General features: G+C 60.4%; 12 protein-coding genes and 1 pseudogene. 6 read left to right on the plus strand and 7 right to left on the minus strand.

Annotated features, from left to right (window positions below; genetic code table 11):
* Positions 1–65: 65 nt before the first annotated feature.
* Positions 66–1,442 carry an amidase gene (locus DL86_RS06865; RefSeq protein ID WP_036259701.1) on the plus strand — a complete coding sequence of 459 codons (1,377 nt, stop codon included), beginning with the start codon at positions 66–68 and terminating at the stop codon, positions 1,440–1,442.
* Between the two features lie 128 nt (positions 1,443–1,570).
* Here the strand turns inward: DL86_RS06865 and DL86_RS19720 are convergent, their stop codons facing one another.
* Positions 1,571–2,068, minus strand: coding sequence for an FYVE zinc finger domain-containing protein (locus DL86_RS19720; RefSeq protein ID WP_156964518.1), 498 nt, complete (start codon positions 2,066–2,068; stop codon positions 1,571–1,573).
* Between the two features lie 778 nt (positions 2,069–2,846).
* Between DL86_RS19720 and DL86_RS20810 the strand changes: the two are divergent.
* Positions 2,847–3,200: pseudogene (locus DL86_RS20810) on the plus strand (DDE-type integrase/transposase/recombinase); the annotation flags it as partial.
* Here DL86_RS20810 and DL86_RS20445 read toward each other — a convergent pair.
* Both DL86_RS20445 and rocD read right to left on the minus strand, forming a co-directional pair.
* Positions 3,144–3,314, minus strand: a complete 171-nt coding sequence (locus tag DL86_RS20445; RefSeq protein ID WP_245276282.1) for a hypothetical protein — start codon at positions 3,312–3,314, stop codon at positions 3,144–3,146. The pseudogene DL86_RS20810 and the gene DL86_RS20445 overlap by 57 nt on opposite strands.
* 54 nt (positions 3,315–3,368) lie before the next feature.
* Entirely contained in the window at positions 3,369–4,607 is a 1,239-nt protein-coding gene (gene rocD, locus DL86_RS06885) for an ornithine--oxo-acid transaminase (protein ID WP_036259707.1), read from the minus strand.
* Positions 4,608–4,810: 203 nt separating this feature from the next.
* Here rocD and DL86_RS06890 point away from each other — a divergent pair, with 203 nt between their 5' ends.
* From DL86_RS06890 to greA, 4 genes are all read left to right on the plus strand, one after another.
* Positions 4,811–5,311: an Lrp/AsnC family transcriptional regulator gene (locus tag DL86_RS06890; RefSeq protein WP_036259709.1), complete on the plus strand. Its 501-nt coding sequence runs from the start codon at positions 4,811–4,813 to the stop codon at positions 5,309–5,311.
* Positions 5,312–5,440: 129 nt separating this feature from the next.
* On the plus strand, positions 5,441–6,094 hold the full coding sequence (locus DL86_RS19725) for a hypothetical protein (RefSeq protein ID WP_156964519.1): 654 nt from the start codon (positions 5,441–5,443) through the stop codon (positions 6,092–6,094).
* 363 nt (positions 6,095–6,457) lie between these two features.
* On the plus strand, positions 6,458–9,781 hold the full coding sequence (gene carB / locus DL86_RS06900; RefSeq protein ID WP_036259910.1) for a carbamoyl-phosphate synthase large subunit: 3,324 nt from the start codon (positions 6,458–6,460) through the stop codon (positions 9,779–9,781).
* Positions 9,782–10,125: 344 nt separating this feature from the next.
* The gene (gene greA / locus DL86_RS06905) at positions 10,126–10,599 is read left to right on the plus strand and encodes a transcription elongation factor GreA (protein ID WP_036259713.1); all 474 of its coding nucleotides are present in this window, start codon (positions 10,126–10,128) and stop codon (positions 10,597–10,599) included.
* Positions 10,600–10,784: 185 nt separating this feature from the next.
* Here greA and DL86_RS20095 read toward each other — a convergent pair whose 3' ends face one another.
* From DL86_RS20095 to DL86_RS06920, 4 genes are all read right to left on the minus strand, one after another.
* On the minus strand, positions 10,785–11,135 hold the full coding sequence (locus DL86_RS20095; protein WP_051952896.1) for a phospholipase D-like domain-containing protein: 351 nt from the start codon (positions 11,133–11,135) through the stop codon (positions 10,785–10,787).
* Complete coding sequence (locus tag DL86_RS20100; RefSeq protein WP_051952898.1) at positions 11,135–11,338, minus strand: phospholipase D-like domain-containing protein; 204 nt, start codon at positions 11,336–11,338, stop codon at positions 11,135–11,137. The genes DL86_RS20095 and DL86_RS20100 overlap by 1 nt, the downstream gene beginning before the upstream one ends.
* A gap of 425 nt (positions 11,339–11,763) precedes the next feature.
* Entirely contained in the window at positions 11,764–12,708 is a 945-nt protein-coding gene (locus DL86_RS06915; protein WP_084572762.1) for an extracellular catalytic domain type 1 short-chain-length polyhydroxyalkanoate depolymerase, read from the minus strand.
* Positions 12,709–13,154: 446 nt separating this feature from the next.
* Entirely contained in the window at positions 13,155–13,652 is a 498-nt protein-coding gene (locus tag DL86_RS06920) for a hypothetical protein (protein WP_036259914.1), read from the minus strand.
* Between the last annotated feature and the right edge of the window lie 116 nt (positions 13,653–13,768).

The raw sequence follows: 13,768 nt of genomic DNA on the forward strand, positions 1-13,768 counted from the left end.
CCCAGAAGGCGTCGCCGGGTTCACTCGGCAGAGGTGGCGGCGCGTCGTTCAAACGGGAGTTCCAAGTGACGCAAGACCTGACCCAGCTCAGCGCCCGTGAACTTGTCGCGCTCTACCGTAGCAAAGCGGTTTCACCCGTTGAGGTAACCAAAGCGGTTCTGGCGCGCATAGAGCTCCTTCAACCGCACTTCAATGCATATAGAGTGGTGGACGCGCACTCCGCATTGGCTCAGGCGCGGGCCTCCGAGGCGCGGTGGTCTCGCGGCGCGCCACAGGGTCAGCTCGATGGGGTGCCGGTCGGGTTCAAGGACCTACTGAACGTACAAGGGTTCCCGACCCGCAAGGGCAGTCTGGCGACGCCGGACAAAGTCCTTGCGGAGGATTCGCCTCCCGCCGCTCGCCTGCGGGAGTCGGGGGCGATTATCGTTGGCAAGACTCAAACCGCCGAGTTCGGCCTGAAGGGGTTGACTGAAACAAGGTTGGCGGGGATTACGCCCAACGCATGGGACCGCCAATACGCCAGCGGGGGGAGCAGTGGCGGCGCGGCGGTGGCGGCGGCACTCGGTCTTGGGCCGCTGCAGGTGGGCACTGACGGCGGAGGGTCGATCCGCAATCCCGCGTCGGTGAATGGCGTATTCGGGTTCAAGCCGACCTTTGGCCGGGTAGCCGGCTATCCGCACAATGGCGGCCTTTTCCATATTGGCCCCATCACCCGCACGGTGACAGACGCGGCTTTGCTGCTCAATGTGATCGCCGCGCCCGATGCGCGCGACTGGACCAGCATTCCGGGCGACGTTCGGGACTGGACCGCCAATCTCGATGGCGGCGTCAAGGGTCTTCGCATCGGCTACAGTCGAAGTTTGGGATATCTGACCGTCGATCCTGGAATCATCGCTGTCATCGACCGCGCTGTGTCCTGGTTGACCGATGCAGGGGCTATTGTCGAAGAGGTTGATCCTGGATTTCGCGACCCTTCGCCGATCATCGACGCGATCAACGCCGAACGCGCCATCCGGCTGCGCCGTGAGATCGGCGACGCGGGACTAGAACTTGTCGATCCCACCATTCGGGCTCGCGTCGAAAGGCTGGAGCGGTATGCGCTTGCGGATGTGGTAGAGGCCAACGAGCGCCGCACTGAACTCGGAATTTTGATGCGACGCTTCCACCAGCAATACGACTTGCTGGTGACGCCCATTTCATCGAATCCCGTTCCTCGCGTCGGAACGGCGCCAGAGACGCCCTTCGCATTCCCCTTCAACATCACGCAGCAGCCGGCTGCGTCGGTTCCTGCGGGATTCGACTTGAACGGGTTGCCCGTCGGGCTTCATATCGTCGGCCCACAATATGGCGACGCCGTCGTGCTGCGCGCTTCAAGGGCGTTGGAAACAGCGCATCCGTTTTTTCTCCCTCATCTGACGTCGCTCGGGCCCGTCGCGAAATAGCCGGATCGCGTTTCGTCGAAGCGAAAGAGCGTCCCGTCGGGCAAACGGGCGCGCCGACAGACTATTGGCCGGAATAGCGCTTGCCGAAGGCAAAGCGCCACAATACGATCGCGCTTTTCCGCAACGTTCTATGCGGCGAACGCCTGCGTGATCCGCCCCCATTGAACTGGTCCACCCTGAGGTATGTCTTTTGACATGAGAAGGAGGACTGCGGGAGTGGAAGAAATTCTGGTGTAACAATTTGGGCATAGCGGCGCGCCGCAGCGAAGGGGGTGCCGCAAACGGCTGGAATTGTTAAATGGACGGTGCGGCTGGAGGCGATCGACGCCGACGGCAAGCGATTGGAAGTATCCGAGCTCGTGACGATTGTTCGCGATCTTGACCGATCCGATGGCTCCAACTTCGGTTTGAAAATAGCCGAGGGCAAGGCTGTTCTCGAACAGCTTCAGACCCGGATCGCCCAGGACCAATTCGATCAAACAGTCATGAAGCACCGCTCTTGCGTTGGATGCGGTGCTCGGCGGCCGATCCATGATTATCAGTCGCGGCGAATTCAGACCTTGTTCGGAAAAATCGTGATCAAAGCTCCGCGATTTCGTGCCTGCCGGTGCAACATTGGCCTGCAAGAAGGCCGTGCCGGCCCTGCGGTCACGGAGCTCGTGCCCGGTCGAACGACGCCAGAACCATGTGCTCGCTGAGCTCGGCGCCCGTCATCCGTTTCGCGATGCCGCTCGGATCATGAACATGTTCGTTCCGACTACCAGGAAGCACAATCACACACGGGTCAGATCCCGCCTTGCTACGGTTGCCGATCAGATCGCAGGACGAGATCGCCAAGCTCCTTATCGCATGAGCCGCGCGGGCGATGACCCGATGTCGGTCTTCATCGACGGCGCCTACGTCCGCGCCGTTCCCGGGTACCAGACGAGACACTTCGAGGTGGTGATGGGTCGCGTCGAGGCGAAAGACCGGCCTCCATCACATTTCGCTACGATGCGGAATATTTCCGCCGCGCGGCATGAAATCGTTCGTAGTGCGATGAAGGCGCAGGGTTGGCTCCCGGGTCGAGAGGTCGTCGTTTTCAGCGACGGCGATCCGTCCCTCATCGACACTGTACGGCGCGCGACAAACCCTTCTGTGCGTCATATTCTGGATTGGTTTCATGCCTCGATGCGAATCCAGCATTTGAGCGTATCCTGTAAGTCACTTTTCGAGAACGACCGAACCGGAGAAATCGAATTCAAGTGCGCCGGGGGGACCATTTCGAAAATATACGGTCTCTGTTGCGCTGGTCTCCGCAGGGGGCGCAGCGTGTGCTTCAGGCCAGGGTCGCCGTGCTCGACAGACGACTACGTGACGGGAGACTGCAGCTCACCGCATGACGCCAATGTTTCTTCCACTTTCGTCGACAAGCAAGGAAAGACGGTGGATTTCCTCCTCCGCGCCAAGCAGGATGTCGCAGCCGCCACGGCGTTTTTCCGTCGGGCGTTCAAGAGCCAGGGGCGGCTGCCGCGCGCCATCGCGCTTGATGGCTATCAGGCTTCGCATCGGACGGCCCGGGAAATCCTTGGCGAACATCATCGAGGCAAGCGAACCAAAATCAGGTCCTCGAAATATCTCAACAATATGATCGAGCAGGACCATCGATCGATCAAACTTCGATTGGGTCCCATGCTTGGATTGAAGCGCTTTCGGAGCGCCTCAATCACCAGAGCCGGCATCGAACTGATGCATCGGATCAGAAAAGGTCAATTCAAACTCGGCAAGCTTCTCGTCAAAGGCAAAACCGCGCGCGAAATCTGGAATGCAGTTCTGACTCATGCTCCCCATCAATTCGTTGCGTTGATTCCGAAAGTTTGCACCAGAGCCCACAAGGCTCCTCTGGCCAATCATCGCGCGCTTGGCAAAGTCGGCGCTGCGCCCAGCCTAAATCTGCTCAGCGCAGCTCACGGCGGCGGCGGAATGGACCTCGACAAGCGCGTCATGGAAAAGGTCCACCGCCTGAAGGAGATCGGCTTCCTCGATGACGAGGGGCGGGGCGAATCGAATGACGGTCGCATGGGTCTCCTTGGTCAGGACGCCGCGCCGAGCCATGGAAAGGCACACATCCTTCGCGTTGACATGGGCCGGGTCGAGTTCGACGCCAACCCAAAGCCCTTTGCCGCGAATCTCGACGATCCCGGGATGATCGACGGCGCGAAGCGCTTCGAGCAAGACTTTGCCGAGAACGGCGCTGCGCCGGGACAGATTTTCTTCTCCGAGAACGCGAATTGCCTCGCGGCCAACCGCCGCCGCAATCGGATTGCCGCCAAAGGTCGAGCCGTGGCTGCCCGGATCGAACACATCCATGAGGCCGCGCCGCGCGACGAAGGCGGAAACCGGCATCAGGCCGCCGCCGAGGGCTTTGCCGACAATGAGGCCGTCGGGCCTCGCGTTCTCATGTTCGAAACAGAAATTGCGCCCAGTGCGCCCAAGACCGGACTGGACCTCATCGAAAATCAACAAGACGCCATGCCGGTCGCAAATCCGGCGCAGACTAGCCAGATAGCCTTCAGGCGGAACGATGACGCCCGCCTCGCCTTGAATCGGCTCGACGAGGACGGCGGCGGTGCAGGGTCCGATCAGCGCCTCGAGCGCGGCCGCGTCGCCGTAGGGCGCCGTGACGAAACCGGGAGCGAAGGGGCCAAACCCGCGCCGGCAGGCGGGATCGGTCGAAAAGCCGATGATCGATGTCGTCCGGCCATGGAAATTTCCGGCGGCGACGATGATCTCCGCCTTGTCCTCCGGGATCGTCAGAACGTCATAACCATAGCGGCGCGCCGCCTTGATCGCAGTCTCGACCGCTTCCGCGCCGGTATTCATCGGCAGGCAGGCGTCGAGACCCGCAAGCTTGGCGAGATCCTGGCAAAAGGCCCCGAGATTGTCGGAATGATAGGCGCGCGAGACGAGATCGAGCCGGTCGAGCTGGCGCTTCATCGCAGCGACGAGACGTGGATGGAGGTGGCCGAAGCTCGCCGCCGAATAGGCGCTCATCATATCGATATAGCGCTTGCCCTCTGTGTCGTAGAGATACGCGCCCTGCCCTGTCGCCAGGACAACCGGCAGCGGCGCATAGTTTTTAGCGCCAAAGCGGGATTCAAGGTCGATGATGCTTTGGAGAGACATGGCGGCTGCTCCGGTCCAGGCTCGGAAGATTTCGCTCCTCAAGGAAAGGATTGCATGAATAGCGGCGTTTTTGGCCCGGAAATCAGCCGTTTCGGCGCAGAAAATCCGCGGCGAGGCGGCGCCTGCGCGGAAAAATTCGCCCGTCCCCCGTTTCAGAGGTTATCCTTTACGAATCAAGGCAGCAGCAACCCGGAAGCGCGCCCATGCCGCGACGCCATATCGTCGATGAAATGGACCTCAAGATCATGCGGCGGCTGCAGCTCGACGCGCGGATCAGCAATGTCCGCCTCGCCGAGGAAGTGCATCTTTCGCCGAGCGCCTGTCTCGAGCGGGTCAAGGCGCTGGAGAAGGACGGGCTGATCCGCCGCTATGTCGCCGATTTCGATCTGGCGAAAATCTGCAGCACAGTGATGCTTCTCGTCGAGGTGATTTTGGAAAACCACCGGGAAGCCGATTTCGAGCGCTTTTTGGCGGCGATCCGCAAGCGCGAGGAAGTGCTGGAATGCTATAAGATCGGCGGCCGGATCGATTATCTGATGCGTGTGATCTGCCGCGACATCGATCATTACAACGAGCTCAGCGATTTCATGAGCCGGGGCGACCTTGGGATCGAGAAATTCCACGGCCACGTCGTGCTGGCGACGGACAAGATGTTTCAGGGCTATCCGCTGGAGGGGCTGATCGAACCGCAGGGGCGGGAGTGAGGCGGCGTGGGCGCAAAGCAAAGCCAGTCACACCAAGAAGCATAAACCTATTGTAGCTCGAGCTGTGGCAGACGTGCGCCCGGCTCATATTGAAGTGCCAAAAGCCTTCTAGACACATGAGGTGAACAATTGTTTGGCGGTATTCGCTTTGAAAACGGTTCGATAGTGCTCGATGGTTATCCAGCCGACGCAACAGTTCATGGTGTTGACGGTAAGCTTTCCAACGAACTGAAGCGGCTTTCTGTCTTTGGAGCAGACCTTCTACGTGCCTTGAACTGGCTCGATCTAGCCACAAAAAGCAATTCTCCTAACCCTACTGAAGAAGCGTTGGACGAGTCCGCCTTATTGGCGTTTTGCAGATGCTTTGAGAGCACGAACGGCCACCGCCTCAAGCCACTCAAGTCCAAACAGGTCTTTAATCCTGACCAGCGAGCAAAATTCGAACGTCTCAAGCTAATCCGCAATCGAGTTGTCGCACACGACGAACAGCTCTTTGGTGGAGTTTTCGTTCTCGTGGTCCGATCCGTTGGATTGACCGCTCTGGACGTCTTGTCGCTGAATCTGAGCACAAGTTTTACCGATTTTCCGGAAAAAGGCTTTCTCCGTGAGCTGGTGGGAGTGGCTTGCCATTGGGTAGAGCTGGAACGTACACGGGTAATGAATGAGCTTAAGAAGGAATTCGACGCCAAACCCGTTGAATTCCGAGCGGCCGCACCACCGTTCAAAATAACCCCAATTCCTGCGGATCCATTCTCTCGGCCTCAACGAGAAGGCAAGCGTTGAACTAGCCTTAGATCATCTTATGGTCCGCTGGATGCTAGCCTCCGTAGCAAATCGGCTCGCCTGAAGTGTAAACTCCCTCGTCCTGCCGCCGCCCTCAGGGTTCACACCGGCCCAATTCTGGTCTAGAGAGCATTTCCATCTTCACCGAGCCTTGCTCGAAGCCCGTACGCCCGAGCAATAGCCAAGCCAAAGCCAAGGGCGCTTCCACGCAAGCGGAAATCGCTCCAGGGAGCCTCCGGCACTCGAAACGACCCTGTTTCGAGCTTTTACCCAAGGACGCCCTCCGGCCGAAAAAGCCGACAGCGCGGCCTTTTTTTGTGCGCCCAAACCCTCAACCCCCGCCGCAACGGGGAAAAGGACGAAATGCCGAAACGGACAGACATTGGGACGATTTTGATCATCGGCGCGGGGCCGATCATCATCGGCCAGGCTTGCGAATTCGACTATTCCGGAACCCAGGCCTGCAAGGCGCTGCGCCAGGAGGGCTATCGGATCGTCCTCGTCAATTCCAATCCGGCGACGATCATGACCGACCCGGACATGGCCGATCGCACCTATGTCGAGCCGATCACCCCGGAAATCGTCGCCAAGATCATCGCCAAGGAGCGCTATGCAAGCCCCGGCGGCTTTGCGCTCCTGCCGACGATGGGCGGCCAGACCGCCCTCAATTGCGCCCTCTCCTTGAAGAAAATGGGCGTCCTCGACACATTCGACGTAGAGATGATCGGCGCCAGCGCCGATGCGATCGACATGGCCGAGGATCGCGAACGCTTCCGCGAGGCGATGACCCGGATCGGCCTTTCGACGCCGCGCTCGCGCCAGATCAAAACCTTGAGCCAGGCCTTGGCGATCCTCGACGACATCGGTCTGCCGGCGATCATCCGCCCCTCCTTCACGATGGGCGGCACGGGCGGCGGCATCGCCTACAACAAGGCCGAATTCATCGATATTATCGAGCGCGGGATCGACGCCTCGCCGACCAGCGAGGTCCTGGTCGAGGAAAGCGTGCTCGGCTGGAAGGAATATGAAATGGAGGTCGTCCGCGACAAGGCGGACAATTGCATCATCATCTGCTCGATCGAGAACATCGATCCGATGGGCGTTCATACCGGCGATTCCATCACCGTCGCTCCCGCGCTGACCCTGACCGACAAGGAATATCAGATCATGCGCGACGCCTCGCTGGCGGTTTTGCGCGAGATCGGCGTCGAGACCGGCGGCTCCAATGTGCAATTCGCGGTCAATCCCGAAGACGGGCGGATGATCGTCATCGAAATGAACCCGCGCGTCTCGCGCTCTTCCGCCCTCGCCTCGAAGGCGACCGGCTTTCCGATCGCCAAGGTCGCGGCCAAGCTCGCGGTCGGCTACACGCTGGACGAGATCGCCAACGACATCACCGGCGGCGCGACCCCGGCTTCGTTCGAGCCGACCATCGACTATGTCGTGACCAAGATTCCGCGCTTCGCCTTCGAGAAATTCCCCGGCGCGGAAAATACGCTGACCACCGCGATGAAATCGGTCGGCGAGACGATGGCCATCGGCCTGACCTTTGCCGAAAGCCTTCAGAAAGCGCTGCGCTCGCTCGACACCGGGCTCGATGGTCTCGACGAGATCGAAATCGATGGGCTCGGTCTCGGCGACGACATGAATGTGCTGCGCGCGGCGCTGGGATGTCCGACGCCCGACCGCCTGCTCGTCGTGGCGCAGGCGCTGCGGCGCGGCATGACGCCCGACGAGATCCACGAGGCCTGCCGGATCGACCGCTGGTTCATCGAGCGGCTCCAGGAAATCCTTGATCTGGAAGCCAAGGTCCGCGCCCATGGCCTGCCCGGCGACGCAGCCAATCTCCGGCTCTTGAAGGCGGCGGGCTTCTCGGACGCCCGGCTGGCGTCCCTTGCGCATGCGCCAAGAGCCGATGTGAGCGCCTTGCGCAAGCGGCTCGGCGTCCATCCGGTCTATAAGCGGATCGACACCTGCGCCGCCGAATTCGCCTCGCCCACGGCCTATATGTACTCGACCTATGCGCCGCCTTTCGCCGGCGCGCCGGCCTGCGAGGCGCGGCCGTCGAGCCGGGAAAAAATCGTGATTCTCGGCGGCGGTCCGAACCGGATCGGACAAGGCATAGAGTTCGATTATTGCTGCTGCCATGCCTGCTTCGCGCTGCGTGAGGTCGGGTATGAGACCATCATGATCAATTGCAATCCGGAGACCGTCTCGACCGATTACGACACCTCCGACCGGCTCTATTTCGAGCCGCTGACCGACGAAGACGTGCTTGAGATCCTCGCCAAGGAGAGCGAGGCCGGGCGGCTCAAAGGCGCGATCGTGCAATTTGGCGGGCAGACGCCGCTAAAACTCGCGCATGCCCTCGAGAAGGCCGGCATTCCAATTCTTGGGACCTCGGTCGATTGCATCGATCTCGCCGAGGACCGCGATCGTTTCAAACGGCTGCTCGACAAGATCGGCCTGAAGCAGCCGATGAATGGGATCGCCTATTCGGTCGAGCAATCGCGCATTGTCGCGGCCGAACTTGGCCTGCCCCTCGTGGTGCGCCCCTCCTATGTGCTCGGCGGCCGGGCCATGGCGATTATCCACGACACCGCGACCTTCGACGATTATCTCCTCGGCACCTTGCCCGGCCTCGTGCCCTCCGAGGTCAAGGCCCGCTATCCCAATGACAAGACCGGCCAGATCAATACGGTCCTTGGCAAGAATCCCTTGCTGTTCGATCGCTATTTGTCGGACGCGGTCGAGATCGACGTCGACGCGCTTTGCGACGGCAAGGACGCCTTCATCTGCGGCATCATGGAGCATATCGAGGAGGCCGGCATTCATTCCGGCGACAGCGCCTGCTCGCTGCCGCCCCGTTCGCTCTCCCCGGAAAAAATCGCCGAACTCGAAAGCCAGACCCGCGAACTCGCCTTGGCCCTGAGCGTCGGCGGGCTTATGAACGTGCAATATGCGCTGAAGGACGGCGAAATCTACGTCCTCGAAGTCAATCCGCGCGCGGCGCGGACGGTGCCTTTCGTCGCTAAAGTGATCGGCGCGCCGATCGCCAAGATTGCGGCGCGAATCATGGCCGGCGAAAGCTTGAGCAGTTTCGGATTGAGCTCGACGCCTCTCGATCACGTCGGCGTCAAGGAGTCCGTGTTTCCCTTCGCCCGTTTTCCCGGCGTCGATACGGTGCTTGGACCGGAAATGCGCTCGACCGGCGAGGTCATGGGGCTCGATCGCTCTTTTGCGATCGCCTTCGCCAAGAGCCAGCTCGGGGGCGGCACCAAAGTGCCGACGACGGGCGCGGTCTTCGTTTCGGTGCGCGACGCCGACAAGCCCCGGGTGCTCGAAACCGTGCAATTACTCGCCGGACTGGGTTTCAAGATCTACGCCACCGGCGGCACCTTGCGCTTTTTGGAATCCAAGGGGGTGCAAGCGCAGCGAATCAACAAAGTGTCGGAAGGCCGGCCGCATGTCGTCGACGCGATCAAGAACGGCGGCATCCAGCTTGTCTTGAACACGACCGAGGGAGCGCAGGCCTTGGCCGATTCGCGCTCGCTGCGCCGCGCCGCCCTCTTGCATAAGGTTCCCTACTATACCACTCTGGCGGGAGCGATCGCCGCCTCGGAGGGAATAAAGGCCTATCTGGCCGGCGACCTGGAAGTTCGCGCGCTTCAGGATTATTTTCCCTGAATCACGAAAAGCGAGAGAACGCGGCAAGAACGCCGCGCGCAGGACCTTCCCGCAGCTTTGTGAAACGGCGCCACTTGCGGTCGGTTTCGCGAAGGTGTCTGTTACCCTTCAAGGCATGGCGCATGAGGCGGCGTTTCTTGACGCGGTCAGACGCTTATTCCTTGGAAAAGAGGCAGTTGGCGCGCTTTTCCGCGCTTGTCGAACAATGCCGGGGATCTCGATATCGGCCTTGGCGCAGCGAAGCCAAAGTCGGAAACCAAAGCGGAAGGCGCGCCGGGGCAAGGCCGTGGCGCGAAAGAGCCTAGTAAATCAAGACCTAGAACAAGACGTGAAAGAGAATCAGCATGGACAAGTTTCCCATGACGGCGGGCGGGCATCTCGCCCTCGAAGAGGAGTTGAAGCGGCGCCAGCAAGTCGAGCGGCCGCGCATCATCCAAGCGATTGCGGAGGCGCGCTCGCATGGCGATTTGTCCGAAAACGCGGAATATCACGCCGCCAAGGAAGCCCAATCCTTGAATGAAGGGCGCATCGCCGAGCTCGAGGACAAATTGTCCCGCGCCGAGGTGATCGACGTGTCGAAACTCTCCGGCACCACAATCATGTTCGGCGCCACGGTGACGCTGGTCGACGAGGATACAGAAGAAAAGAAAACCTACCAGATCGTCGGCGAAAGCGAGGCCGACGTGAAGGCTGGGCGAGTCTCGATCACGTCGCCGACCGCGCGCGCCCTGATCGGCAAGAAGATCGGCGACTCGGTAGAGGTGAACACCCCAGGCGGCGGCAAAAGCTACGAGATCCTGAACGTAGCCTTTCAATAGGAAAAGAAGCTTGGCGGCAGCGAGGCGGGAGCGCGCTCGGACGAACCTCGGGCGTCCTGGCGTGGAGTTCGACTGACGAAGGAGGCGTTTCCGCCTCGGCGAGCGCTCGGACCGAAGCCTAACGCGTGCGCGCCGCTTGCATTTTGAACGAGCGGCGAATCAACAGCGCTTCGCCCCGCGTTTGATTACCGCCCGTGGGCGAGCGGAAATGGTTCGCTCCTGGCGTAGATCGCCTCGAAATGGCGCTCGAACGCCGCGGCCGCGGCCGGACTTTCGATGACGATGAGATCATTGTCCTGTCGCTTCAGGCCGACGGCGGAAAAATTGGCGGCGCCGGTTCGGAGCAATCGACCGTCGATCTGATAGCTCTTGAGATGCATCAAGGGCGCCCCTGAGCGCTTGAAGCGAATTTCGATCCTTGGATTGTTGAAGAGGTCCAGGAATGGCGGTGTCGGCTCTCGCTCGCCGATGCGTCCGCTGTCCAAATAGATGCGAACCCTGACGTCGCGGTTCGCGGCGCGGCTCAAGGCCTGCATCACCGGCCAATCGGCCAGGACAAGGCGGCGATGTCGATCGTGCTTTGCGCTTGATCGATGAGCGCGACATCGATGTGCTCGAGATTTTCCGCCGGCGCATAGTGAATGATTGGCGGCTGCTCGGCGAACCCTGCGGCGAGAGAGGCGAGGATGAGACCGACGCCGACGGAAACCGGAAATGCTGAAACGCGAAATAGGCTCATGCATCCTCTAGAGCATGATGTCTCTAAACGGAATCCCCGATGCTCCCTCTTTGTTTCGGCTTTTGTTTCGACGCGTGGCCTTATCCAGGAAGTCCGAAACTTCTTGGGACCAGCTCGCGCATTTCAGGCGAAGCAGACACCCGTTCGCATCAAACGAGGCGACAAGACATGAGTGAGCGTTGCTCTCTGATTCCATTGGATCTGAAAGCGGCGGCGGCAGCCGCTTCAACCAAGATGGCGGGCCGAGCTTGCCTTAGCCTGACGCCGCAGCGCTGTTTGTCTTGGAGCGATCGGAACGGCGCATATTGTTTCGACTTTGTCGCGCGCGGCCGCCGAGCCGGCGCAGGCCTCACTCAGGGCGAACTGCGGCGCGGCGCGTTCCATGGATGCGGATCCTGCGACTCCGAAAGAACGCAGGCTTGCTATCAGAGAGTTGCGGCAGGTCCGGCGCGAAGCGCTCCGCGGCGCTTTCCAGGACCTGCCGTCATGACCGGCTCCTGGCGCAGCAGGCCCCAGGATTTCGCAATGTGAAAGGTTGAGGATATTCCGGCTTCGAGAACGAAAGGAGACGGCGCTCTCGCGAAGCCGGCAGCTTCCTTCACGGGGACCCCATGCGCCATCCCGTCGATGACATAATGTTCGACAACGACGGTCCCCGCCGCGTTGCGCCAAGACAGCCGGGTCTGCCCATCGATCTCGTCTTCCACAGCGCCGGCCTCATCGACCTGATGAAGATCGATCCATTGCCGCACCAGCGCCGAACCATTGGCGGGAGAAACAATATCGTCGCGGGTCCCATGCCAAACCGAAATTCTGGGCCAGATCGTTTGTCCTGGCGATTCCTGGCGGACAAGATCGCCCCATTCCTTCGCGGAGCGGCCGGGCGCGAAAGACATGGCTATAAAGGCGTCAAAAGTTCCTAAAGCCGCCCGATAGGGCAGGCCGGCAATGACCGCTCCGCCGGAAAACAGACTGGGATAAGCGGCGAGGAGCGCGCAAGCCATCGCCCCGCCGGCAGAAAGCCCGGTCACGAAAATGCGATTTGGATCCAGATTATGATCCAAAAGCATTTTCTTGATCATCGCGCGAATGGAGGCGACTTCTCCCTCCTCGCGCTGGATATCCTTCTCGTTGAACCAATTGAAGCAGTTCTGCGAATTGTTTTCGCCTCTCTGCTCGGGATAGAGGACGGCGAACCCGTGTTGCCGCGCCAAGGCCGACCATCCAGCGCCCTGGTCATATTCATCCGCCGACTGCTGACCGCCGTGGAGCGCCACTACAAGAGCCGATGAATGAGCCAGATCATCTGGAACGAATGCATGCATCCCCAAATTGCCGGGATTTGAGCCAAATTCCAAGTTTTCACGCATTCATTCGATCCGTTCAAACTTTCCAGGGAGTTGCCCCCCAGTAGAACCACGCCGCTCGAATCGCTGACAGAGCGCTCCCCAATCAGATGGCCTTATCTGATCGACAAAGCATCGCTCGGATTCAAAGAATTGGATGATGTCGGAATGGCAAACGACGATCACCTACTCCCCGCCGTGCGACAGGGTGCCAATGCAACAGTCGCTCAATACGGAGCCGAAACGCCCACCGCCTGAATTGCACTCAGTCATATGATCGATGCGTATATGAAACCGAGCGCATGGCAATGCATTCCTCACGCCAACTCTTGCCGCGAGGGGAACGATTGCGGCTTGCCGACGCCATCGAGCGCTTTCAGATTTACAGGAATCAGAAGGCAACTCTAGCTTTTTATCGCATCGCATTCTGCTGACGCGAACCGGCGCCCACCTCACTCGTAAATGCCCTATCAGGCGATCTTCAGGGCCGTCGCGATTTCAGCGATCGTGGCCTTCTCCGCTTCGCTGACTTTGACGCCCCCAAAGCCCATGAAGCCGCCCTCCGAACCCGCCTCGGCGACGCGTTCGGCGATATGCTTGAGCCAACCTTTGAACGCAGCCGCGTCCTTGGGCGCCTTGGCGTCCAGCACTGAACCAATTTCGCCAAGAGTTGTGAAGGCTCTCTGTTTGATCTCGGCCGAGGTTTTTCCGTTAAGTTCGGACCTGAGCGCGTCGCGCGCCGCCGTCCGGCCTTCCGAGGTTTCCATATCCGCGACGACGGCCTTGACAAGATCGCTGGCGCCGGGATCGCTTCCGGCTTCGAGCAACGCCCGGCCGCTCGCCATCGCCTCCTGCATCATGCCCCAGAGTCCGCTCGGGTCGGCGATGCTGACCGCCATGCCCGCCAGCATCGGGCTGCTCAGGATCATGCTCCACTCAGCCGATGTAAAGTCCGCTTTTCCGGTCATGTTCATCCTCCTTCAGGCATTGCCGTCCCGCAACGTCGACATCCTTTGACGCCGCCGCCAGCGCCTCGCGCTCTGCGCTGATTTTCCTAACACAAATATTTCCACAGCGCGACGCG

This window comes from Methylocapsa aurea, from assembly GCF_000746085.1.
Classification (GTDB): domain Bacteria; phylum Pseudomonadota; class Alphaproteobacteria; order Rhizobiales; family Beijerinckiaceae; genus Methylocapsa; species Methylocapsa aurea.